At 64.1% G+C, this 22,361-nt stretch carries 30 protein-coding genes; 24 read left to right on the top strand and 6 right to left on the bottom strand.

The genetic code is table 11. The features are described from left to right. Positions 1–65 precede the first annotated feature (65 nt). A complete protein-coding gene (locus J0I99_RS20335) occupies positions 66–332 on the bottom strand; it encodes a multiprotein-bridging factor 1 family protein (RefSeq protein WP_367115456.1) in 267 nt (88 codons plus the stop codon). Between the two features lie 83 nt (positions 333–415). Here J0I99_RS20335 and J0I99_RS19845 point away from each other — a divergent pair, with 83 nt between their 5' ends. From J0I99_RS19845 to J0I99_RS19760, 18 genes are all read left to right on the top strand, one after another. Continuing rightward, the gene (locus J0I99_RS19845) at positions 416–1,057 is read left to right on the top strand and encodes a helix-turn-helix transcriptional regulator (protein WP_291399189.1); all 642 of its coding nucleotides are present in this window, start codon (positions 416–418) and stop codon (positions 1,055–1,057) included. A 297-nt stretch (positions 1,058–1,354) separates the two neighbouring features. Continuing rightward, positions 1,355–2,386 (top strand): PD-(D/E)XK nuclease-like domain-containing protein, encoded by a 1,032-nt coding sequence (locus J0I99_RS19840; RefSeq protein WP_291399188.1) that lies wholly within the window; start codon positions 1,355–1,357, stop codon positions 2,384–2,386. A 9-nt stretch (positions 2,387–2,395) separates the two neighbouring features. Further along, entirely contained in the window at positions 2,396–3,430 is a 1,035-nt protein-coding gene (locus tag J0I99_RS19835; protein ID WP_291399187.1) for a hypothetical protein, read from the top strand. Between the two features lie 126 nt (positions 3,431–3,556). Continuing rightward, positions 3,557–4,264, top strand: a complete 708-nt coding sequence (locus J0I99_RS19830) for an exonuclease domain-containing protein (protein ID WP_291399186.1) — start codon at positions 3,557–3,559, stop codon at positions 4,262–4,264. Between the two features lie 218 nt (positions 4,265–4,482). Further along, positions 4,483–4,626 carry a hypothetical protein gene (locus J0I99_RS19825; RefSeq protein ID WP_291399185.1) on the top strand — a complete coding sequence of 48 codons (144 nt, stop codon included), beginning with the start codon at positions 4,483–4,485 and terminating at the stop codon, positions 4,624–4,626. Then, positions 4,619–4,939 carry a hypothetical protein gene (locus tag J0I99_RS19820; protein WP_291399184.1) on the top strand — a complete coding sequence of 107 codons (321 nt, stop codon included), beginning with the start codon at positions 4,619–4,621 and terminating at the stop codon, positions 4,937–4,939. The genes J0I99_RS19825 and J0I99_RS19820 overlap by 8 nt, the downstream gene beginning before the upstream one ends. A gap of 107 nt (positions 4,940–5,046) precedes the next feature. Beyond that, a complete protein-coding gene (locus J0I99_RS19815) occupies positions 5,047–5,238 on the top strand; it encodes a hypothetical protein (protein WP_291399183.1) in 192 nt (63 codons plus the stop codon). Continuing rightward, a complete protein-coding gene (locus tag J0I99_RS19810; protein WP_367115455.1) occupies positions 5,235–6,350 on the top strand; it encodes an ATP-dependent RecD-like DNA helicase in 1,116 nt (371 codons plus the stop codon). Before J0I99_RS19815 ends, J0I99_RS19810 begins: the two co-directional genes overlap by 4 nt. Positions 6,351–6,576: 226 nt before the next feature. Next, positions 6,577–7,014 (top strand): hypothetical protein, encoded by a 438-nt coding sequence (locus tag J0I99_RS19805; protein WP_291399182.1) that lies wholly within the window; start codon positions 6,577–6,579, stop codon positions 7,012–7,014. Then, a complete protein-coding gene (locus tag J0I99_RS19800) occupies positions 7,011–8,327 on the top strand; it encodes an AAA family ATPase (RefSeq protein ID WP_291399181.1) in 1,317 nt (438 codons plus the stop codon). The genes J0I99_RS19805 and J0I99_RS19800 overlap by 4 nt, the downstream gene beginning before the upstream one ends. Then, complete coding sequence (locus J0I99_RS19795) at positions 8,327–8,596, top strand: hypothetical protein (RefSeq protein WP_291399180.1); 270 nt, start codon at positions 8,327–8,329, stop codon at positions 8,594–8,596. The genes J0I99_RS19800 and J0I99_RS19795 overlap by 1 nt, the downstream gene beginning before the upstream one ends. A 4-nt stretch (positions 8,597–8,600) precedes the next feature. Further along, entirely contained in the window at positions 8,601–8,807 is a 207-nt protein-coding gene (locus J0I99_RS19790; RefSeq protein ID WP_291399179.1) for a hypothetical protein, read from the top strand. Next, positions 8,804–9,022: a hypothetical protein gene (locus J0I99_RS19785; RefSeq protein ID WP_291399178.1), complete on the top strand. Its 219-nt coding sequence runs from the start codon at positions 8,804–8,806 to the stop codon at positions 9,020–9,022. The genes J0I99_RS19790 and J0I99_RS19785 overlap by 4 nt, the downstream gene beginning before the upstream one ends. Beyond that, positions 9,022–9,492 (top strand): hypothetical protein, encoded by a 471-nt coding sequence (locus J0I99_RS19780; protein WP_291399177.1) that lies wholly within the window; start codon positions 9,022–9,024, stop codon positions 9,490–9,492. The genes J0I99_RS19785 and J0I99_RS19780 overlap by 1 nt, the downstream gene beginning before the upstream one ends. Beyond that, a complete protein-coding gene (locus J0I99_RS19775; protein ID WP_291399176.1) occupies positions 9,489–9,938 on the top strand; it encodes a hypothetical protein in 450 nt (149 codons plus the stop codon). The genes J0I99_RS19780 and J0I99_RS19775 overlap by 4 nt, the downstream gene beginning before the upstream one ends. Then, positions 9,935–10,579 carry a hypothetical protein gene (locus J0I99_RS19770; protein WP_291399175.1) on the top strand — a complete coding sequence of 215 codons (645 nt, stop codon included), beginning with the start codon at positions 9,935–9,937 and terminating at the stop codon, positions 10,577–10,579. The genes J0I99_RS19775 and J0I99_RS19770 overlap by 4 nt, the downstream gene beginning before the upstream one ends. After that, on the top strand, positions 10,580–10,774 hold the full coding sequence (locus J0I99_RS19765; RefSeq protein ID WP_291399174.1) for a hypothetical protein: 195 nt from the start codon (positions 10,580–10,582) through the stop codon (positions 10,772–10,774). 261 nt (positions 10,775–11,035) lie between these two features. Continuing rightward, positions 11,036–11,344: a hypothetical protein gene (locus J0I99_RS19760; RefSeq protein ID WP_291399173.1), complete on the top strand. Its 309-nt coding sequence runs from the start codon at positions 11,036–11,038 to the stop codon at positions 11,342–11,344. Position 11,345: 1 nt separating this feature from the next. On the opposite strand, the gene J0I99_RS19755 is transcribed toward J0I99_RS19760, so the two are convergent. Continuing rightward, entirely contained in the window at positions 11,346–11,567 is a 222-nt protein-coding gene (locus J0I99_RS19755) for a hypothetical protein (protein ID WP_291399172.1), read from the bottom strand. A 46-nt stretch (positions 11,568–11,613) separates the two neighbouring features. Then, entirely contained in the window at positions 11,614–11,979 is a 366-nt protein-coding gene (locus tag J0I99_RS19750; protein WP_291399171.1) for a hypothetical protein, read from the bottom strand. Positions 11,980–12,355: 376 nt separating this feature from the next. Between J0I99_RS19750 and J0I99_RS19745 the strand changes: the two genes are divergently transcribed. Together J0I99_RS19745 and aat are read left to right on the top strand one after the other, a co-directional pair. Next, complete coding sequence (locus J0I99_RS19745; RefSeq protein WP_291399170.1) at positions 12,356–13,087, top strand: SDR family NAD(P)-dependent oxidoreductase; 732 nt, start codon at positions 12,356–12,358, stop codon at positions 13,085–13,087. 94 nt (positions 13,088–13,181) lie between these two features. Next, positions 13,182–13,844 (top strand): leucyl/phenylalanyl-tRNA--protein transferase, encoded by a 663-nt coding sequence (gene aat, locus J0I99_RS19740; RefSeq protein WP_291399169.1) that lies wholly within the window; start codon positions 13,182–13,184, stop codon positions 13,842–13,844. Here the strand turns inward: aat and J0I99_RS19735 are convergent. From J0I99_RS19735 to J0I99_RS19725, 3 genes are read right to left on the bottom strand one after another with little or no spacing between them, the layout of a single operon-like run. Continuing rightward, positions 13,834–14,325, bottom strand: coding sequence for a GyrI-like domain-containing protein (locus J0I99_RS19735; RefSeq protein ID WP_291399168.1), 492 nt, complete (start codon positions 14,323–14,325; stop codon positions 13,834–13,836). The two genes, aat and J0I99_RS19735, sit on opposite strands and share 11 nt — an antisense overlap. Positions 14,326–14,357: 32 nt before the next feature. After that, the gene (locus tag J0I99_RS19730) at positions 14,358–14,783 is read right to left on the bottom strand and encodes a DUF2155 domain-containing protein (RefSeq protein WP_291394183.1); all 426 of its coding nucleotides are present in this window, start codon (positions 14,781–14,783) and stop codon (positions 14,358–14,360) included. A 28-nt stretch (positions 14,784–14,811) separates the two neighbouring features. Then, positions 14,812–15,252 (bottom strand): NADH:ubiquinone oxidoreductase subunit NDUFA12, encoded by a 441-nt coding sequence (locus J0I99_RS19725; RefSeq protein ID WP_291394180.1) that lies wholly within the window; start codon positions 15,250–15,252, stop codon positions 14,812–14,814. Between the two features lie 688 nt (positions 15,253–15,940). On the opposite strand from J0I99_RS19725, the gene J0I99_RS19720 reads away from it, so the two are divergent. From J0I99_RS19720 to J0I99_RS20330, 4 genes are all read left to right on the top strand, one after another. Further along, a complete protein-coding gene (locus tag J0I99_RS19720) occupies positions 15,941–19,636 on the top strand; it encodes a vitamin B12-dependent ribonucleotide reductase (RefSeq protein WP_291399167.1) in 3,696 nt (1,231 codons plus the stop codon). A 64-nt stretch (positions 19,637–19,700) separates the two neighbouring features. Further along, entirely contained in the window at positions 19,701–20,642 is a 942-nt protein-coding gene (locus tag J0I99_RS19715; protein WP_291399166.1) for a ParA family protein, read from the top strand. A 29-nt stretch (positions 20,643–20,671) separates the two neighbouring features. Beyond that, positions 20,672–21,094, top strand: a complete 423-nt coding sequence (locus J0I99_RS19710) for a hypothetical protein (protein WP_291399165.1) — start codon at positions 20,672–20,674, stop codon at positions 21,092–21,094. A gap of 69 nt (positions 21,095–21,163) precedes the next feature. Continuing rightward, positions 21,164–21,907, top strand: a complete 744-nt coding sequence (locus J0I99_RS20330) for a hypothetical protein (RefSeq protein WP_363278061.1) — start codon at positions 21,164–21,166, stop codon at positions 21,905–21,907. The last annotated feature ends 454 nt before the right edge of the window (positions 21,908–22,361 follow it).

The following is a 22,361-nucleotide window of genomic DNA, read 5'->3' as shown; positions in this document are numbered from 1 at the left end:
TCTCCGGCAATTTCTCCCGCAGGCGGGGAAGATGTTCCGCGTTCAGTCGCGGATACTGGTTGGCGTCAGGAGTTGGCAGGCGCCGGCTCCGCAACAGGAGCGAGTGCCCCAGATGCAGCGTCAGCAAGGAACGTCTCGAATGCGCGACCCACCAACGTCGAGAACTTGCCGCCAGCCTCGATGCGGGAAACGGTCGCCTGGGTCACGCCAACGTGCTTGGCGAGATCCACCTGCCCCCAACCGAGACCCTGGCGTGCGGTCCTAACGCGCGTCCCCAGGGGCTGTTCTTCGATTTCCACGAGTTCTCTCCGGTTCGGATGCAGCCAGATCATCTTATTCGATTCGTATAAAGTTCGTCAATACCACACGTATAGAACCCCTGCGTATATTCGATCCGACCTTCGAGGGAGGCAAAATGCCCGAACGTGCTCAAAGACTTAGGTCGGCTCGGATCGCTGCCGGCTTCACTTCGGCCTCGGCCGCCGCCCGGCGGTTGAACATTTCCGTGCCTACCTACCTGGCCCACGAGAATGGAGGACGGGCGTTTTCGGTTGAGGACGCAAAGCTGTACGCGAGGCGATTCGGGGTCTCGCTCGAGTGGCTCCTGACCGGCGAGGGCGACTCCGCTGCCGGACCTAGCCGCTGGCGCGGAACCCCTGTAGCCGGGGCGATTTCGTACACAGCGTGGGAGGATCGGCCGCCGCTCGACCTGTCAGCGCCGCCGTCCGACTACCTCCAGATCGCCGTTGTTGCCGGCAGCGACGAAGCCAACTGGTTCGCCGTCGTCGTCCCCGAAGGCCTTGATTGGCAGAGCGTTTTGCCCGGCGACTATCTGCTCGCCCGACAGGTGTCCGAAGCGCAGCCCAATACGCTGTGCATCTGCGAGCGAACCGGCTTCGGAGGGCAGCTGCGTCAGCTGGTGCCGGCGCAGAACGTGCAGGTCGACGGAAAGTGGCAGCTGGTGCTGCGGGCGGGAAGCGCTGAACTTGATGGCACGCCGCTCGGCGAGGGCGGCCGGCTTCTGGGCCAGATCGAGTCGCTGTATCGCGCGCTCTAGCCTACTGAGAGATCTTTCAGGAAAAACCTCTGAACGTTGTGGAGGGGAGGGGGTGTTGAAGACACCCCCCTCCCCCACCCTCGTTCTCTCGGATAGTACCTGCACATATTCCAGACGAGCGCGCGTTCGGTCAAGCCAGTTTATTCGTTTTGGATAATACGCAGCAGATGTTATACGCTGCGCATTGACACGCGGAACCCTGCCTATACGGTGCGGTTATTCGCTGTGAATAAGCAGCAGCGCGCAACCGTGGCGGCGGCATTGGCAAACCTTCTCCCATTGGGGCTTCACTTCGGCTTGGCGGACGACGTCTACCACGCCGACCCAGCCCTCGGGTCGACCGACCTAAAGGCGGTCTTTCTCGACGCGATCCAGTTCCAGTTTGACCGGCTCTACCCGGCTGACACCAACGACGAGACCTACGCCAAGCTGTGGGGCTCCGCCTTCCACGCTCGCAGTCTCGAGGGCCGCAATGTGTTCGAGGCCAAGTACCGGATCGAGCCCGATCCGAAGACGTTCAAGAACCTCATCGTCACCGACGCGGACGTGAAGTTGTGGCTGGCCGAGAACGGCGTCAGCACCCGCGGAACGAAGACGAAGGCAGACCGCGTAAAGCTCATCCGCGAGGCCGACCCCACCGTGCACGTGTGGGATGTGATCAAGGCCCAATTCGAGGACAGCCTTACCGACGGGGTCACCGGCATCACCGCAAAAATGGCGAAGGAGATTGCCCTCGCCATCGAGTGGATGGGCCGTCACCCAAAGCTTGCCGGCGTGATGATGGACGGCGCCTTCTTCGGCGGCGCGCCGGAGGTCTCGCTGTTCTACGAGCACGAGGGCGTCCGCCTAAAGTGCCGCTTCGACTACGTATACCCAGGGCTCTTCGTCGACCTAAAATCCTTCCGCCCTTGGCGGCCGCGCGAAATGCGAAAGACGATAATCAAGGCTATCCGCGACTTCCGGTACGACCTGCAGTCGGCCGCCTATCGCAAGGGGTTTGCGAAGGCGCGTGAGCTCTACCTCAGCGGCAACCTCGCCATCCACGGCGAACCGCCGACCTCCAACTTCGTCGACCTGCTCTTCCAGAAGGACCAGATCCAGTGGCTCTGGTTGATGGTCAAGGCGACGGGTGCCCCCACCTCCACCCTGATCGAGTTCCCCGACGAGCTCCTCGTCTTCGAGGCCGCGGCCCGCGAGATCGAGCAGGCTATCGCCATCTACAAATCGATGGTCGCGCAGTTCGGGGAGTACAAGGACTGGATGCCCGAGCCCGATGTGATCGTGCTCGACGACAGCGACTTCCCCACGAATTTCGGCATCTACAGCTAAGGATCTGCCATGCAGGAGTTTGACCAGGGCCAGGATCTCATCCCAGCCCGCGACGCGAACATGCCGGCCGTTCGTCCGGCGGCGCCCATCGACGTCCAGCTGGCGAGCGCGAGGACGTATCCGCGCGACGATCTGGCGGTGATCGAGAAGATCACCAAACTCGCCACGATCGACGAGGAGGCGGCGGCCGAGTGCCTCTACGCCCTCGTGCGCAAGAAGAAGAACAAGAAGCGCAACAGCGAGGACACCGCCGAGGAAAACAAGGCGATCGAGGGGCCGAGCATCCGCCTCGCGGAGATTGCCGCCCAGAAGTACGGCAACTGCCGCATCGAGGCGCGAGTTGTCGAGGTGAACAAGGCCGAGAAGTATGTCGAGGCCGAGGGCATCTTCCTCGACCTGGAGACCAACATGGCCTCCAAGGCGACGGTGCGTCGGCGCATCTCGACGAGCGGGGGCTACCTGTTCTCCGACGACATGATCATCGTCACCGGCAACGCGGCGTGCGCGATCGCGAAGCGCAACGCGATCCTCGCCGGGATTCCGCGCAGCGTCTATCGTCCCGCCTACCAGGCGGCCCGGAAGCTGATCGCCGGCTCAGTCGAGACCCTGCCAAAGCGCCGCGAGGAGGCCGTGAAAGCGTTCTCGGTGTACGGCGTCAAGCAGGAGCAATTGCTCGAGCACTTCGACGTGGAGAGCCTGAACGACATCACGGCCGACCACCTCGTGACGTTGCGCGGCATGTTCAACTCGCTCCGCAGCCAGGAGGCGACCGTCGAGGAGATGTTCGCCCCCGACAGGCGCCCAGTCGACAAGGACTATGATCCGCTGGGCGAGGCTGCGAAGCGCACTGCCGTTTCCGGCCCAGCTGGGGATAAGGCTGAGGAAAACAATCCTAGAGATCAGGCCAAGCTGACTGACGACGAACTCGACAAGCTGTTCTCGGAAGGCAAGGAAGCCAAGGCATCTGGAGCCCCTCGGACCCCTCCCGAGGGGCTGTCCGACCAGGCCGGGAAGGTCTGGCTCAACGGATACCACGACGACTGATTTAGGAATTTTCACCTAGACAAATGCGTCAAGTATAGGTCTTTTGTCCTCGATGTTCTCCCGACGTTCACGTTTTTCGTGGGCGATCGGGGGAGGTTCGGCGAAATTCTCACTCCGGGTGCTCCAATGCCCTTCTCGCGGATGCGGGTGATCGACACAGAGACCACTGGCTTCCAGGACGATCCTGGGGCACGGCTCGTGGAGGCCGCGTGGTGCGACATCGACTTGGCGACGCTGACCGTCTCGCGTCCCAAGTCGATGCTCGCGAACCCCTGCTGTCCGATCCCGCCGCAGGCTTCCGCCGTCCATCACATCGTGGATGCGGACCTGCTTGGAGCTCCGGTGCCGGCGGCGGTTGTGGAGTTCGTGACTGAAGGCTGCGGACCGGAAACGGTCTTTGCCTCCCACAACCGCCGCTTCGATATGCACTTCATCCCGACGCCCCAGGGCTCGCAGTGGGTGTGCTCCTACAAGTGCGCCAAGCGGATGATCCCGTCCGCTCCGACGCACTCGAACCAAGGGCTTCGCTACCATCTCGGTCTGGCCGTGGATCCTGTCCTGGCGATGCCGCCGCATCGCGCTGCGGCCGACGTCCACGTGACCGCGCACATTCTTGTCCGGATGCTGGCGAAGGTGACCTTGGACGACATGCTGCTTTGGTCGTCTCAGCCGGTGCATCAGCCGACCTGCGAGTTCGGGAACAAGCACAAGGGTGCCCGGTGGGCTGACGTGCCGACGGAATACCTCAGATGGATGGCGTTCGAGGCGGAGCGCATCGATGAGGACACGCGGGAAGTCGCCAGGATGCACCTGGACGCTCGGGGGTGGTCATGATCCCGGGACGCCAGCGCAAGCCTCGCCGTCACGACGAGAAACATCTGAGATTTATCAGGCAGTTACCATGCCTACTAACTGGGCGCTCTCCAGTCGAGGCCTGCCACATTCGTTATGCGGACCTTGAGAAGGGCAAGCAACACACTGGCAAAGGGGAGAGACCGGACGACGAATATGTGGTCCCCCTCCACCCTGATCTCCACCGGGAGCAGCACTCAATGAACGAGCGCTCCTTCTGGCAGAAGCAAGGGGTCGATCCGGTGAAGGTTGCAAAGCTGCTCTACGCGGTGAGCGGCAATTTCGAAGAGGCGGCCAAGGTACTGCGCTTGGCGAGGTTAAACAGAAGGTTTCAGAATGTTTGAGGGGAAGCAGGAAGTTCCCACAGAGAGCGTCATTGCGGAGCTTACGGCGCTCTCGAAGAGCCGTCACTTCACGCCGGCATCTCAGCTGATCTTTGCCACGGCCGTTGCGCTAATCTCGACGAACCATGCGCGGCCGGTCTACCGACACGCGGTGCGCCCCGGAGACTATGTCGTCGACCGCTTCGGCGTCGAGGTCCAGACCTCCAAACCCATCAATGAGGGCGACACGCTGACGGTCTACGTCGAGGAGGGTGGAAAGGCTTACGCCCGACCAGACGCTGAGTTCCAGGAGCGCTTCACCCCCAAGGGTTAGCAACTCCTTCCTCCGCGGCCGCCCCCCTCCCCCTTGGGCGACCGCGAGGGCCGCGCCGGCATGCAACGGCGCGGCCAACCCCACACCAAACCGATCGGATTTTCGCCGTGAGAACTTCTCCGGAAGGGTTCGTCTACGCCTTTGAGATCGACAAGGGGCTCGAGCGCCGCCGTCCCGAGGACCGCGCCTACGCCTTCCAGCCGGTCACTCCGCAGATGATCCACGGCATGTCCGACGAAGAGCTGAAACACGTCGCCAGCGTCATCGACGACGTTATGGCGAAGCTGATGAGGTCATGATGCCACAGTGGTCGCCACAACAAGACGAGGCCCTTGTCGCCGCCAGCCGGTGGTTGAAGGACCCAAGCAGTCAGGTCTTCCGTCTCTTCGGATGGGCCGGCACCGGCAAGAGTACACTCGCCAAGCACCTCGCCGGCGACGTTGAGAAGGTCGCGTATGGCGCGTTCACCGGGAAGGCCGCGCTCGTGATGCGGCGCCGCGGTTGCGCCGACGCCTCGACCATCCACAGTCTCATCTACCGCCAGGAAGACGACGGCCCGATGTCGAGCGGTGGCGAGCCGAAGTGGGTGCTGAACCCCGACTCGCAGGTGGCGGCCTCCAACCTCGTAATCATCGACGAGGTGTCGATGGTCGACGCGCAGCTGGCGATGGATTTGCTGTCGTTCGGCAAGAAGGTGCTCGTCCTCGGCGACCCCTTCCAGTTGCCACCAGTGAAGGGCGCCGGCTTCTTCACGGCGCCCGAGAACAAGCCCGATGTGATGCTGACGGAGATCCATCGGCAGGCGAAGGACAGCCCGATCATCGAGATGTCGATCGACATCCGCGAGGGGCGCGGCCTCGACTATGGCACCTATGGCAACTCGAGGGTGATCGCCCGAAAGGACGTGCAGCGCCAGGACGTGCTGCTGGCCGACCAGGTGCTAGTCGGCACGAACAAGACCCGCCAGTCCTACAACACCCGCATCCGCACCCTGAAGGGGCGGACCTCGCAGAGGCCAGAGCGCGGCGACAAAGTCGTCTGCCTCAAGAACAACAGCACGAAGAAGCTGCTGAACGGCATGCTCTTCAACGTCGACGAAGTGACGGCTGCCAGGCGCGGGGACATGACCCTGCTGCTCTCGCCGGAGGATGCCGGGCGCCGCCGCGCGCAGGCGTCGGTTGTGACGAACGAGCTGTTCTTCCAGGACCGCCAGGATGAGTTCACCTGGCAGCAGCGCAAGAGATACGACGAGTTCACCTACGGCTACGCGCTGACGGTTCACAAGTCGCAGGGCTCGCAGTGGGACAGCGTCTACCTGTTCGACGAGAGCTACGTCGCCCGCGAGGAACCAGCCCGCTGGCTCTACACCGGCGTCACCCGCGCCGCCGAGAGCATCACGGTGGTGCTGTGATAGCGCGCACCCCCTGCCTCGTCCCCTTCTGCCGCCGCACGACGAAGGAGCCCTTCGCCGAGTGGATCTGCGCCAAGCACTGGAAGCTGGTGCCGGCGCGCATGAAGAGCCTTCTGCGCCGCCTGCGTGCCCGCCTGCGTCGGGGACACGACCCCCGACTGATCACGATGGAGAGCCGGACCTGGCAGCGGTGCAAGCGCGCGGTCCTCGAGAGGAGTGCTGGCCTATGAACGACGTCCAGATCACCAAGCAGACGGTCATCCAACTGGTGAACCGCATCTACTACCTGACCGGCGCGCTGGAAGCTCTGGACCGCCGCTGCTCGGCCCTCGAGTTCGAGAACTTCGAGCTCCGTCGCCGCATGGGCGGCGGGATCGTCCCCACCCTCTTTCTCGGCATGTCAGAGCTCGAGGCCCGGGCGGCTGGCGTGCTGCTCGAACTGACGAGCGCCACCCGCAAGGAGCTCGCCGGCTTCCTCTACAACGCCGACGCCGACCGCGACATGCGGCGCGCCACCTCCATCATCAAGTCGGTCCGCGAGCGCCTGGCACCGCACGGCATCGAGATCCAGTCGATGCGGGGCGAGGGCTACACGATGCCCGGCGGCTCGAAGGCCATCCTCCACCTCCTCCTTGAACAGCACCACGAAGGGAATGCCGCATGAAGATCGTCTCGCTCAGGGTCGACAGTTTCCAGCGCGTGAAGGCGGTCGAGATCCGCCCAGATGGCAACGTCGTCCGGATCACCGGCAACAACGGCGAGGGCAAGAGCTCTGTCCTCGACGCGATCTGGGCCGCACTCGGCGGCAAGAAGTTCGTCCCCGAGGTGCCAGTGCACCTGGGCGAGAAGGAAGCCCACATCGAGATCGACCTGGGCGACTTGCAGGTGACGAAGATCATTCGTCACCGGGAGAACGACGAGCCCCTCGAAATGCTCGTGGTCAAGGGGAAGGACGGTAAGAAATACGCCAACCCGCAGTCGGTGCTGAACGACCTGATGGGCGCATTGACCTTCGACCCGCTGCAGTTCGTGAAGGCCAAGCCCGAGCAGCGGTTCGCCCTGCTCAAGACCTTCGTTCCAGATTACGACTTCGAGCACGCCGATGCGCGCCGCAAGAAGGCCTACGACGAACGCACTGACGTCAACCGCGACTTGAAGAAGGTCGAGGTACAGCTGGCCGCGATCGTGGTGGATGACAGCGCTCCCACTGAACTGGTCGACGAGGCCGCACTTGTGGCCGAGCTCGAGGCCGCCGGCGAGAAGAACCTCGAAAGCAGCCGGGCCTCGGCCGCCTACCAGCAGAAGCGGCAGGCGATCGAACAGCACACCGCCAATGCTGAGACGCGCCGCCAAGAGGCCGAGGAGCTGCGCCGGCAGGCTGACACCAAGGAGAAGCTGGCCCGCCAGGAAGAACGCGCGGTCGAATTGCTGAACGCTGAGCTGCAGGGCTGGCCTGCCGTCCCGCCGCAGATCGATACCACGGAACTGCGGGAGCAGATTTCGACGGCCCGCGACCAGAACCTGCGTATCGGCGAGAACATCCGCCAGCGCCGGCTGCGCGCCGACCTGCGGCGCCAGGTGGGGGAGCTTGGCGAGAAGTCCCAATCGCTTACCGAGGACATCGACGCCATCAAGGGCGAGCAGCGCGCCGCGATCGCCGGCAGCAACATCCCGGTCAATGGGCTGACGCTCGAGGACGACGCCGTCCTCCTCAACGGCCTGCCGTTCGATCAAGCCTCAACGGCCCAGAAGATCACGGCCTCGGTGGCCATCGCGAGCGCCCTCAACCCCAAGCTGCGGGTGATCCAGATCCGCGACGGCTCTCTGCTCGACGAGCGCGCGATGCGGCTGATCGCCGACTATGCGGCCAAGCACGACATGCAGATCTGGGTGGAGGAGGTCGACGGCACCGGTGAGGTCGGCTTCTACATCGAGGACGGCCGGCTCGCCGCCGCTGACCTCAAGGCTGCGGAGTGATGGCGATGCAGCAGAAAAAGACACTCGCAGAGCTGATCGAGATGGTCGAGCTGTGCCTGAAGCAGGTCAGCACGAACCGGAAAGGCCTGGCCGATGCGCAGCGGGCGCTGAATGCCGCAGAGGTCGACCTCCACAACGCTCAGACCGAACTCGGCAAAGCGCTCGATGCGGCCGGCGTCGTGGGCAGCGACTTTCGGCTGGTGAACCGGCAGACGGCCTCGCGGCACGTCCTGCAGCATGTCTTCGGCATCGTCCATGAGGTCGGCTGAGAGCATGGCGCACGCCGCGGTGCAATGGGACCCGGAGCAAGAGGCCGCCGTCGCGTGGCCTCACTCCATCCGCTGGGACGCCGCCGACGTGATGGTTTGGATGGGGCGTCTCTACGCCCAGGACGGGGAAACGCCGGTGCAGGGATGGGAGCGCGCGAAGGAGCGCGGCTGGACCATTTACCCGGTGAGGATCAGGGGGAATTTGCAATGACCAGGTGGGAGCGGGAGCTCAAGGCCATCGTGAAGGCAGCGTGCGGCGACAACTTCTTGGTGTCGAAGACGCGGAAGGGTCACTTCAAGGTGACGCTTCAGGGGCCGAGGGGGCGGGAGATCGTCTACGTCGGCGGGATCCTGAAGGACAGCCATGCCGTCCACAACGTCCGGGCTGAGATGCGCAAGCGCGCCGAGCTAGTGGGGGCCATGTGATGGCGCGGTACGCAGAAGGTGCGACGGTTGAGGTGCTCTCCTCGCGGCTCGAGATCGAGAGGATGATCGCCAAGCACGGCGGCGGCGACGTGCTCGCCGGCACCCTCAGCGGCAAGGCCTTCGTCCAGTTCCGGATGAAGAGCCGGTGGGTCAGGCTGTCGGTCCCCACCCCAACGATCAACGACCCTCGGGTGCAGCGTGGACCGAATGGCGGCCACCGCACCGAGGCGCAGAAGAAGACCGCCATCGACGGTGAGCTCCGTCGCCGTTGGCGCGCCCTGGTGCTGCTCGTGAAGGCCAAGTTCGCAGCCATCGACGACGGCGTCACTCAGTTCGAGGAGGAGTTCCTCGCCCACGTCATCATCGACCAGAACCGCACCGTCTACGACGTGATGCGAGAGAACATCGATCAGCACTACATTACCGGGCAGCCGCTGGCGTTGCCCTCACCAGACGGGCTTCACAAATGATGTTTGAGTTGAAGCGGCATGAGCTGGCCGTCCTCTTCGGGCAGCTGAAGACCCTCAAAGGCGTCCCCCTGCGCGCACAGCGCAAGGATATCATCGCAATGGCTGAGGTCGCGCTGCCGAAGGGCGCGGCCAACCAGGTGTTCCTCGCGATCGGCAGCGGCGGAGAGATGTCGCAGGCCGGCGCCGCGCAGAGCGTGCTCGACCAGGCGCTGCCCGACGCTACCTACGTGATCTCGTCGGCCAACACGAAGCTCGGCAAAGCGTACACCGCCGCCGTCGAGGTTGTGGTGCAGGATAGCCGCTACCACTTCGTCGCGCAGGATATGGCGTCGGCCGGGCTGGCATTGCTCACCGCCGCCGTCGGCTGCCTCGGCGACATCGCGCGGGATGAAGTGGTCGATCTTCCGGCTATTCCTTTGCGGGCGGGCGGACCCATCATCCCGTGATCCAGCCCGTCTCCAGCATCCGCCTGCCGCGTGCGCTGAAGCTGTTGCTCGGCGGGGCATACTCCGAGGCCGTGCCCTATGAGGTGCGGATCGAGGGTGTCGGCGAAGATACGTTCATCCGGGTCTACAAGCCCGGCGCTGCCGGACCCGCGGTCGAAGACCAGCCCGAGGAAGAGCCGGATTATGCGCCCCCTCCCCAGCCCGATGTCGCCGCTGGCGAGGACTGCAACGCCCGTCTGTCGCCCGACGGCACGCACTACATCCACGCCCATAACTGCGAGCGGGCGATCGAGCTGGGCTTGCCCCGAGACCCGGCCCCTGCCCCGGTGACGACCGGCGACCCGCCGTTCGACCCGCCCTACATGTCCCGGACCGAGTTCGACGATCGTGCTGATGAGGCGCCAGGGTCGCCGGCCGCGCCGGAGCTGAAGGGCGGTCGCCTCGCCATGCGCGCGGCGATCCTCTGCGACGAGGGCGGCTTCCGGGTGTTCATCGGCGCCACTGACAAAGACCACGCCGCGGAGATCATCCGCACCCGCTGCGGCATCACTAGCCGCCGCGAACTCGACCACAACGAACAGGCCGCCGCCCGCTTCCGCACGATGACGCGGGACTATGACGCCTGGCTGCGAGACGAGTGAATGGCCTCCCACAACTTCACCGCCGACCAAATTGAGGAGATGCTGGTCGTCGTCGCGAACGCTGTTGAGCGTTGCGGCGAGCACCATCTACCCCTGTTTGAGATGCTCGAGGGCGAACTCGAACAGGCTCGTCAAAAGGGCGATGTGCTGGCCCGCGCGAGGAGGTTGGCAGCGCAGCGGCGAGTCGCGGCCTAAACCGTGATCAAAACCGTGATACAAACCGTGATCCATTTGACCGACCCCTCGCTTGGGGTCGATCTTCAAGAGGGCCGGGAGATCGGCCTTTTTCTTTGTCCTATGTGTGGTACTAGGACGATCCGGGCGTACCACTCTCCCCGTCTCCCAGGCCGACAGGCGACCGCCGATCGGCCGGACGCAGCGGAACTTCCGCTTCTCCCCTCTGTTCAACCTTCGAGCGAAGGCGCAGCATGGCGCCGCGAGGCAGGGAGAGAACCGATGAACACCGCCAATCTGCAACTGGAAGGCCTGTACCTGGCCATTGCCGCGATGCACGAGACGCTGATCGGCAAGGGCATTGTCTCGCGGCAGGAGGTCGACGACGCAATGCGGGCGGCCGAGAGCACCGCGCTGACCGACTATCGCTCGATGGAGAACCTGAGGCCCGCCGAGCGCGACGCGCTTGCCTTCCCGGCACGGCTGTTGCGCATGGCCAATGCCACCGTGGCGGACGGCAAGGCCCTGTCCTTCACGGCGTTGGCCCGGCGCGTTGGGGCCGGCAAGGATCTCGGCCGCAACCACGCCTAGTCTACAGGACGGGGTTCGGTCCGGACCAGATGAGGCGGTGCGCGCCGTTCTCCTCGGCGGCATAAACCTGCGACCGGCGCGTCGCGTCGCCATAGGCCATGGCGATGCGCTTGGCCTCGCCCTCCGCCTCGCTGCGGCTGTCGAAGGGGCCGTACGCCTTGCCCTCGCAGTCGACCCACCAGGCGCCCATGCTCTCGATGACGATGAACCAACAGGTCTTCATGGCTTGCTCCCCGGCCGCGTCGGCGGACACCCTCGGTTGCAGGTGGTCAGGCCCGACCTGCTGCCGTGCGCTGGTCCACATTCAGCGGCGCGAACAGCCGAGCGATACGCGCCGTGCTGATGCCGTCGTCGAGCTGCCCGAAGGCCGCGATCAGGCTCATGTCCGGCCCCGCCTCGCGATGCAACTCGGCGGCGGCAATCGACACCTCGACCTGCTGCCAGTTGCGCGTCTCGTCGAAGGCGAAGGCCGCCGTGAGCACAAGAGATCGCGCCGACTCGTCCGCCTCGAAACGCACGAGCAGATGCCGGCATTTCTCGTTGTTCCGGGCGATGAACAGCGCCTTTTCGCGCGCCAGGGTAGTCAACGTCTCGACGCTCAGCACCGACCGGCGCCTGGTCCTTGTGGCAGTCATCGGATTGGCCCCCCGATTGCTGCGGGATTTGGTGATGACAGTAGTTGCTCAGTGTGGCTCGGGAGCGGCTGCATTTGGGCGGAACCGCGATGGCTAAAGCTGTATGAATCCATGCAACCCAACCCTGCCGGAGCCGTTTGGTTCCCCGTAGCGCTGCGTGTCAACCGGACGCGACGGGCACGGGGAACATTGCGGTTTTTCCGGTTTCCCGCTCTGGCCAACGAAACGGCAGACGAGCCTCTTACCCGTCCGCGGCGCTACTTTCCCTCCCCGGATTGTGGCAGCCAGCGCCTCGGCGCCACTTTTGACCACCCCCGCCGATCGTGCACTGTGCGGGCGCGGCAGAATCACTGACCGAGGATTGCCGGGGACACAGGTGCGGGTCGTCATACTGGGCGCGACATCCGGGATCGCCACCGCCACGGCCCGCCTCTATGCGGCCGAGGGGGCAGCCCTCATGCTCGTGGCACGGGACGCCGGCCGCCTCGAAGCGCTGCGCACCGAGATGCTCGGGCTTGGCGCCGCCGCCTGCCGCACCGCGGCGCTCGATCTTGCGGCCGCCGACCCTCATTCGCGACTGGCCGATCTGGTCGAGCAACTGGGCGGGGTCGACCATATCCACATCGCCTACGCCATCATGCCGGCCCAGTCGCTGGCCGCGGCCGACCTGAGCGTGGCTCGGTCGATGATGGAGACGAACTACGTGTCCACCGCGCTCTGGGCGCTGGCGGCCGCCAACCTGCTCGAGGCGCAGGGGCGTGGCTCGCTCGTGGTCCTCGGTTCGGTCGCCGGGGACCGGGGGCGCCGCAGGAACTTCATCTACGCCTCGACCAAGGCGGGCGTCGAGACGCTGGTCGAGGGGATAGCGCACCGCTTCGCGGGGACGGCGCTGCGGGCCGTTGTGGTGAAGCCGGGACCAACGGCCACGGCGATGACTGCGACCAGTCCGCCCGGCCGGCGCATGGCTTCGGCGGAAAGCGTCGCCCGCGTCGCACGCGCGGCAGCGGAGCGCGGCGGACCGGTGCAGTACGCGCCGCGCCATTGGTGGTGGATCATGCTGGTGGTCCGCGCCCTGCCCTGGTGGCTGTTCCGGCGCGCGAACATCTAGGCCTTGTGCCCGGGCTCCAGGCGGCCGAGGTCAAGCGGAGGCAGCGGCAACAGGCGCCATTGTCCGCTGCGCGGCGCGGGCCCATATTCGCGCCATGTCCCGCAAGTCCGATCCGTTCGCAATCGACCTGACGCCCGATCTCATCGTCCGGGCTTACCAGGCGGGCATCTTTCCCATGGCCGAGGACGCAGACTCACCGGACCTGTTCTGGGTCAGCCCGCAGAAGCGCGGCATTATCCCGCTCGATGCCTTCCACATCTCGAAGAGCCTCAGGAAGACCCTGCGGACCCACCCCTACGAGATAAGGGTCGACACCGACTTTGCCGGGACCATCGAGGGTTGCGCCACGGCCGGCGTCGACCGGGAGACCACCTGGATCAACCCGGAGATCCGCCGCCTGTACGGCGCGCTGTTCGATCGCGGCATCGTCCACACCGTCGAGGTCTGGGATGGCGCCGATCTCGTCGGCGGGCTATACGGCGTGGCCCTGGGTGCTGCGTTCTTTGGCGAATCGATGTTCCACAGGAAGACCGACTGCTCGAAGATCGCCATGGCGCACCTGCTGCACCGGCTCGTCGCCGGCAACTACCGACTGCTCGACACGCAGTTCGTCACCGACCACCTGCGCACTTTCGGCGGTATCGAGATTCCTCGCGAGGACTACGAGGCCCGCCTTGCCGACGCCCTGAAGCACCGGGGCGACTTCTTTTCCCTCGACCGCCGGCCGCCTGGACCGGCCGCCCCGCTCAGTCCCTGATCTTGATGGCGATGATCGTTTCCCACCTGTCCGGGTCCGGTTCGTCGTCCGGCCCGTTGGGATAGGTTTCCAGGCGCGCGACAAAACTGTCGCCTTCGGGGGTTTCGATCGCGTCCCAGCGTATCCCCCGGCTCCTGGCCCAGTCGATCACCGCGGCCGTGGCGTCCATCAGCTTGTCATAATGACCAAGATGGGTGGCCTCTACATAGCGCCCCGCCGGCACGATCCCGGCCACGAGGCCGTCCGGCGCGGGGACGCTGGCGGCCAGCGGCACGCCGAAATCGATCTCGAGGTCCGGCATGTTGATGAAGTTGTACTTGAAGAAGACGGGACCAGAGGGCTGCAGCTGCTGGACATTCACCGCGGCGAACAGCGCCTCCATCGCCGCCGGAATCACATCTCCGAAAGGGATGGTCACCGCCTTGCGCACGGCGACGTAGGGCTGCGCCTTTCGCTCGACGATTCTTGGCCCGGTCAGCATGCCATCCTCCCGCCGGACGCACCCGGCTGTGGTCAGCCCCCCGCGGCCGGAGCCGGTTGCGTTGTTGCATCCGGCGGCGGCACGTCCGAGCTCTGCTTGCAGTCGAGCAGCCAGATATCGTAGACCGCGTGGTCGATGGCATTGAGCGCCGGGCTGTCGGCGAACATCCAGCCGGTGAAGATGCGCTCGATCTTGCCGCTGAGGTTCACCTGGTCGACTTCGACGAACACGCTGGTCCGCTGCGTCTCCGTCGGCGGCCGCGTATAGCAGGCGCGCGGGGTGATCTGCAGCGCACCGAACTGCACCGTCTCGTTGACATAGACGTCGAACGTCGTGATCCGGCCGGTGATCTTGTCGAGCCCGGAGAACTGCGCCACCGGATTGGCGATCGTCTCCGCCAGGGCGGGCGAGATCAGCGCGAGGATGGCGACGAAGGCGGCAAGTCCCTTGCGGACCATAGGCATGGGCTTCCCGGTAGAGGTCTGGTTATTCCGGTGACCAGGCGTCATAGTCGCTGGAAACGCGCGGCCGTTCGCCCTTGGCGAGCAGGCTGCCGTCCGGACGATAGGCCAGCGGCGTACCGGTGAGGTTGGGCTGGTGCGGCTGCTGCCAGCTGCGCGCCTTGTATTCGGCTTCGGTCGGCGGCGTATTGGTGCGGTAGTGCATCCAGCCATACCAGCCGGGTGGAATCGTCGTCGGCTCGGCGGAGCCGCCCGCATAGGACACCATCCGGCGCTCGTAGCCGTTCGGACCCGGCTTGGCCCCCGCCTTCGAACGATAGTAGCGGTTCCCGAACTCGTCGGTACCGACATACTCGCCCTTGGTCGCGATCCACAGCCGTGTGCCCCAGGTATTGCCCCGCCACCAGGTGAGGATCTCGAGCAGGAAGTCTTTCCAGCTGAATGCGTCGCGATCGTCGCGTGCCATGCCGTCCGTCCGTGTTCGGCAGGCCAAATCGCCTGCCCCGTTCAACCCGCCTGCCTCTAGCATGCGCGCGCCCCAGCGCCTAGTGCCATGACCGCGGGCGAGCCCACCCGCTCCGTCTACCTATTGTGTGCCGCGTGACCCCGAGGGGCTGTCTATCGTCCCGGCATTTGTGACAGAAATTATGCGCTTGACAGCTTTCGCACTGAAAACCGCGCTGCGCTTAGCCCCATCGGCTCATCTTCGCGCGCTGCTCAAACACGGCGAAAGAGTGGCGGTTTCGCTTGGGGTTAGGGCCGGAACCGGCACTGGATTGGGTACTGCCAGCACCGAAAATTGACCATCGGAAGGGTCGAATCGCACTTCATACTTTTCCCCGCAATTCACATATGACACACTGGATTTAGCCATCGGATACGGGCAATGCCACTACCTGTTGTGTGTCGTGAACATGCCTCGGCATTGACCGACTCGGTGAGAAGGGCGAACTCTCTGTGGGTTGCGCCGGCCTCGCGGAGTCGACGCGGCAGACGACCGGGACCAAGCGGCGGCGGCAGTTCGCTGAGGGTCCCAAACGGGGCTCCTTGGCCGTTTCTGGCGGCCGTTAGACAGCGTCATACAAAGAGGCAGAGACCGTCCTTAGGCGGTCCGCGGACTTTCGTGTCCGCTATTTTGGGGAATATATAGAGAGATGCGCATCGAACGCCGGTTCACGAAAGCCAATGAGAGCGCCTATTCCGGGATCGAGTTCCGCTCGGTGACGAGCGAGATCAAGAATCCCGACGGCTCGATCGTGTTCAAGCTCGAAGGCATGCAGGTCCCCTCGACGTGGTCGCAGGTGGCCGCCGACATCATCGCGCAGAAGTATTTCCGCAAGGCCGGAGTCGCCAAGGTCCTGAAGAAGGTCGAGGAGAACGACGTCCCCTCGTGGCTGTGGCGCTCGGTCCCCGACGAAAAGGCGCTCGCCAAGCTCCCCGAGGCTGAGCGCTATGGTTCGGAGACCGACAGCCGCCAGGTCTTCGAGCGCCTCGCCGGCACCTGGACCTACTGGGGCTGGAAGGGCAAGTACTTCAAGACCGAGGAGGACGCGCGCGCCTTCTTCGATGAGCTCTGCTACATGCTGGCCACGCAGCGGGTCGCCCCCAACTCCCCGCAGTGGTTCAACACGGGCCTCCACTGGGCCTATGGCATCGACGGCCCCGGCCAGGGCCACTTCTACGTCGACCCCTTCACCGGCAAGCTCGTCTCGTCGAAATCCGCCTACGAGCACCCGCAGCCGCATGCCTGCTTCATCCAGTCGGTCAGCGACGACCTCGTCAACGACGGCGGCATCATGGACCTGTGGGTGCGTGAGGCGCGCCTGTTCAAGTACGGCTCGGGCACCGGCTCGAACTTCTCGAAACTCCGCGGCGAGGGCGAGAAGCTGTCGGGCGGCGGCAAGTCCTCCGGCCTGATGAGCTTCCTCAAGATCGGCGACCGCGCGGCCGGCGCCATCAAGTCGGGCGGCACCACCCGCCGCGCCGCCAAGATGGTGGTGATCGACATCGATCACCCCGATATCGAGGACTACATCAACTGGAAGGTGAAGGAGGAGCAGAAGGTCGCCGCCCTCGTCACCGGTTCCAAGGTCGTGTCGAAGGCCCTCAAGGCCATCATGAAGGCCGCGGTGAACTGCGAAGGCACCGGCGACGACTGCTTCGACGTCACCAGGAACCCGGCGCTGAAGCGCGAAGTCCGCGCCGCCAAGAAAGCGCTCGTCCCCGAGAACTACATCCAGCGCGTCATCCAGTTCGCGCGCCAGGGCTACACCGACATCGATTTCCCGGTCTACGACACCGACTGGGACAGCGAGGCCTATCTCACCGTCTCGGGCCAGAACTCGAACAACTCCGTCCGCGTCACCGACGATTTCCTCAAAGCCGTCGAGACCGATGGCACGTGGGACCTGCTCAGCCGCACCAAGGCCGGCAAAGTGGTCAAGACCGTGAAGGCCCGCGACCTGTGGGAGCAGATCGGCTATGCCGCCTGGGCCTCGGCCGATCCGGGCATCCATTTCCACACCACCATCAACGAGTGGCACACGAGCCCGGAAGCCGGCGAGATCGTCGCCTCCAACCCGTGCTCGGAATACATGTTCCTCGACGACACGGCCTGCAACCTGGCCTCGGTGAACCTGCTCCCCTACCGCAACGCCGACAGCACCTTCGACGTGGCCGCCTTCGAGCACACCTGCCGCCTGTGGACCGTCGTCCTCGAGATCTCGGTGATGATGGCGCAGTTTCCGTCCAAGGCCATTGCCGAGCGCAGCTATGTCTACCGCACGCTGGGCATCGGCTACGCCAATATCGGCGGCCTGCTGATGACCTCGGGCATCCCGTATGACTCCGCCCAGGGCCGCGCCATCGCCGGCGCCATCACGGCGGTGATGACCGGCGTCAGCTACGCCACCTCCGCCGAAATGGCCGGCGAGCTCGGCCCGTTCCAGGATTATCCGCGCAATTCCAGGCACATGCTGCGCGTCATCCGCAACCACCGCACCGCCGCCTACGGCAAGGCCGAGGGCTACGAGGGCCTGTCGATCAACCCGGTCGCCCTCGACCACGGCTCGATCGGCGACGCCACCCTGTCGGCCCGCGCCAAGGCGGTGTGGGACGACGCGCTGGCGCTCGGCGAAAAGCACGGCTACCGCAACGCCCAGGTCTCGGTCATCGCCCCCACCGGCACGATCGGCCTCGTCATGGACTGCGACACCACCGGCATCGAGCCCGACTTCGCGCTGGTGAAGTTCAAGAAGCTCGCCGGCGGCGGCTACTTCAAGATCATCAACAACGCCGTGCCCCCGGCGCTGCGCACGTTGGGCTACAGCGAATCCCAGATCGCCGAGATCGAGGCCTATGCCGTCGGCCACGGCAACCTGAACCAGGCCCCGGGCATCAACCCGGCCTCGCTCAAGGCCAAGGGTTTTACCGACGAGAAGATCGACATCCTGAACAAGGCCATGAAGTCGGCCTTCGACATCAAGTTCGTCTTCAACCAGTGGACGCTCGGCGCCGATTTCCTCAAGAGCCTCGGCGTCACCGACGCCCAGCTCGCCGACATCAGCTTCGACCTCCTCGCCTTCCTCGGCTTTTCGAAGAAGGACATCGACGCCGCCAACACCCATGTCTGCGGTTCGATGACGCTCGAGGGCGCGCCCTTCCTCAAGGACGAGCACCTGCCCGTCTTCGATTGCGCCAACCCGTGCGGCAAGACCGGCAAGCGCTACCTCTCGGTCGAGAGCCACATCCTGATGATGGCCGCGGCGCAGCCGTTCATCTCGGGCGCCATTTCCAAGACCATCAACATGCCGAACGACGCCACGGTCGCCGACGCCAAGGAAGCCTACATGCTGTCCTGGCGCCTGGCGCTCAAGGCCAACGCGCTCTACCGCGACGGTTCGAAGCTCAGCCAGCCGCTCAATTCCTCGCTCATCGCCGATGAGGACGACGAGGAAGAGGACGCCGCCGAGGCCCTGCTCGCCGCCAACCAGATGGCGCGCGTGCCGGCCGTCACCGAAAAGATCGTCGAGCGCATCGTCGAGCGCGTCACGCGCGAGCGGGAGAAGCTGCCGAACCGCCGCAAGGGCTATACCCAGAAGGCCAATATCGGCGGCCACAAGGTGTACCTGCGCACCGGCGAGTTCGACGACGGTCGCCTGGGCGAAATCTTCATCGACATGCACAAGGAAGGCGCCGCCTTCCGTGCCATGATGAACAACTTCGCCATCTCGATCTCGCTCGGCCTGCAATACGGCGTGCCGCTCGACGAGTACGTCGAGGCCTTCACCTTCACCCGCTTCGAGCCGGCCGGCATGGTCATGGGCAACGACCGGATCAAGAACGCCACCTCGATTCTCGACTACATCTTCCGCGAGCTGGCCGTCTCCTACCTCGACCGCGAGGACCTGGCCCACGTCCACGCCGACAGCCCGACCGCCCTCGGCAATGCCAGCGAAGCCCAGCGCCCTGCCCCGATTCCGGCGCAGAACCTGGTCTCGCGCGGCATGACCCGCGGCAAGGTCAAGGACCAGAACCTGATGCTGGTCTCGGGCGGCCTCTCGGCCGCGCAGGCCTACAACCCGGTGCAGTCGATGCAGACGAGCACGGTCACGGCGTTGAAGGCCGCCACCGCCCTCAAGATCGAGCCCAGCCCCACCGTCCTCAACGAAGCCGAACTCAACCCCATCCCCAGCCCGCCGACCCAGCAGGACGCCGGCCAGCTCCGCGCCCAGGCCCTGATGCAGGGCTACACCGGCGACCAGTGCAGCAACTGCAACTCGATGCGGATGAAGGTGAGCGGCCACTGCATGGTTTGCGAGGATTGCGGGACGACGACTGGGTGTAGCTGAGGTAGTTGCAAACTCACCTGAAAATAGGTGACAGTCCCTCTCGCTAGTGGCGGAGGGGAAACAATTGGCGAAGCGCGTAAGTGTAATTAATTTCAAGGGCGGAGTCGGTAAAACGACTCTGTCCTTTAACTTGACCACGGGCCTTACCAGGTATCATGGCGCCAAAGTGCTCCTCGTGGACGTGGATCATCAGAGCAGTCTTTCAATTGTCTGCTTGGGCGCGAATGAATGGACGAAAATCGTATCGAACGGAAAGACCGTTGATGCAGTATTTCGTCCATTCATTGACGGAAGTCCGTTCCCTGGCACAGAGATCATCTACAAATCAGCTGTCGTACGACGCCCTGGCGACAAGGACTATTCGTCGCTAGATCTTGTCCCGGCAAGCCTACAGCTCGACGACGTCGAGATAGATTTGACAGCCTCGCACCACGGAAACGCTATCCAGTCCGAATGGGACAAGCGAACCCTAATCTGCCGGTGGCTGCAGGAGACCGGGGTGGATGATGCCTACGACTACATCATCTTCGATTGCCCACCGGCAACGAAGATTGTTTCGCAGAATGCCATCGCGGCGAGCCACGGTTATATTGTGCCAGTGATTCCTGAGGCGGTCATGGAACGTGGCGCACCCCACCTTGTTGGAATGATCGGCAATGGCATCGACAAAAGACTAAAGGCTCTGGCCACACTGGGGACTCCACGGCCGGCGTTCGTCCCGGACACCAAGCTGGTGGGAGTTGTGATCACCAGGATTCAGGAGCACGGAGCAGCGTACTCGGGATACACGGATGATCACACCCAGCACCTGGGCTCGCTTACGCGCCGATGGGGAACGGATTTGGTCGAGCCTTACATTCCGAGCGGCACTGGTGTGTCACAGTCCCTATCGGCAAGCTTGCCAATCTACGAATTGGCCGATAGTCCGAACGTCGGAGGGCGCAACATCGACGACGACTATCGCGAGCTCACCAAGGAACTGAAGAAACGGATCGATAGCTTGTGAGGAAACCGCGCTCTACGAGGGAAACAGAGGTGTCGGATGCTGTGCTCGGAAAATTCATCCGCAAGCTCGCCAGCATCTACTCCGAGCCTCCAATTGGCAGCAGACAGTTGGGTGCCGCGCTTAAGAAGCTGGCCGACGAGGTCCTGGCAAGAGATTTGGCTGCCCCTAGAAGTGCACCAGTGGCGAACGCTGCCCCTATACCGCCGCGACCGTTGCGTGAGCTAGTTGGGCTCACCGCCGCCGAGGTGCGGGCGATCTTGACCGACGAAAGCATACCGAAAGTGGATCTGGTTAGGCTCGGCGCACTTCGGTTTTCAATGCCATCGTCCGCACTAGAGAAGCAGCCAGTAGCTGAGGTTCGCGAACGTATCCTCGCAGCGCTAATGCATGAAGAGTCGATCAACATTCTTACCGATGAGGCGACGCGACAGGGTGCCGCTCGCAAATCCTAGAACGGAAGAATTGGTGCTTGAGGTCGATCGCCCCCTTCCTAAGCGTCGGCTCGGCTGGCGCGCAGAGTAATGACGCACATATCATACGTAGACTCTCTTAAGCAGGATCAATCTGTCCTTGGCGTGAGGTACGGTGCCGCATTCTTTCATTCTCGGCAGGCACTTTGGGCCCTGTCTTCCTATTGGGATCGCTACGAGGCACTCTTCGGAAGCGCGGAACGCGTCGCGGTTTTGAATGCGAATAGTGGCCAGTTCTGGCATGCGACCCAGCAGGTTCTCTTTGACCACGTTCTCCTCGGAGTGTGCCGCCTGACCGATCCACCGCAAACGGGAAAACGTCAAAACCTTACCTTGGCGCAGCTGTATGAGTTGGATCCAACCTCCCACAAGGTCGAGTTGGCCAGGTTAGTAGGCCGGGCCGAGAAGCGAGCCGAATTTGCGAGGAGTTGGCGCAACAAGCGCATTGCGCACAATGACTTCGACCAAATCACTGGTCCAGTGAACAGCCTCGCACCAGCGACGCGCAACAAGGTCCGCAGCGCGATAATCGGTATCCATGATGTCCTTAGGTGGATTCACCTAAAGCACTTTGGCGGAGACATGTTTCTTCCTGAGCTAGGAGACGACGACACAAATCAGATGATGCGGGGTCTCGCCGATGGGAACGCGGTTCGCGAAATGCGCTTGCAGGCCTTGCGGGACAACGACTACGCAGCCGCCCAACTGCCGAAGTATGACTGGGCGAAGCGTAGTACACGCGACGAGCGGTATTCAAAGAGGATCGCATTGCGCGTCCGACGTAGGGCTACATGACCAGCACCTTCACGATGGAGAGGCTGCACACAGGCCCTTCGAGAGGGACGGGTCTCTAGTACAACGGGCGCGGCGACGGCCGTTTCGAGCCTCAAGCACAATTCTTATCCCCCCACCCTCCAACCCATGCGATTCTCCCCCTCGTCCGCTGCACCGAAGCGAGATCATGACGAGTGGTTGGTGCAGGGGAGGTTGGGTGGGGTGGCAGTCGTGTTGCCCCAGGCTCAAAGCACGCGCGGCATGGTCCGGTTCGCCGGATGAGCCGCTAGCAACGCGGGGCAGCGCCATGCCGGTGCTGCCAAGGGCTGGAAGCTGCCGGGCATGGGCAGCGGAGCTACGGGTTCGCGCCAGGCAGACGCCGGCGGATACCGGGCGCCCCCGGTCTCGCGATGCGGCACGGGATGCGCCCGGGTCCGCGTGCCATAGGCCCAAAACCCCGATCGGCCGGCGAGGC

The organism is Devosia sp., from assembly GCF_017307495.1.
GTDB lineage: Bacteria > Pseudomonadota > Alphaproteobacteria > Rhizobiales > Devosiaceae > Devosia_A.
This window is presented reverse-complemented; position numbering and strand designations above follow the sequence as displayed.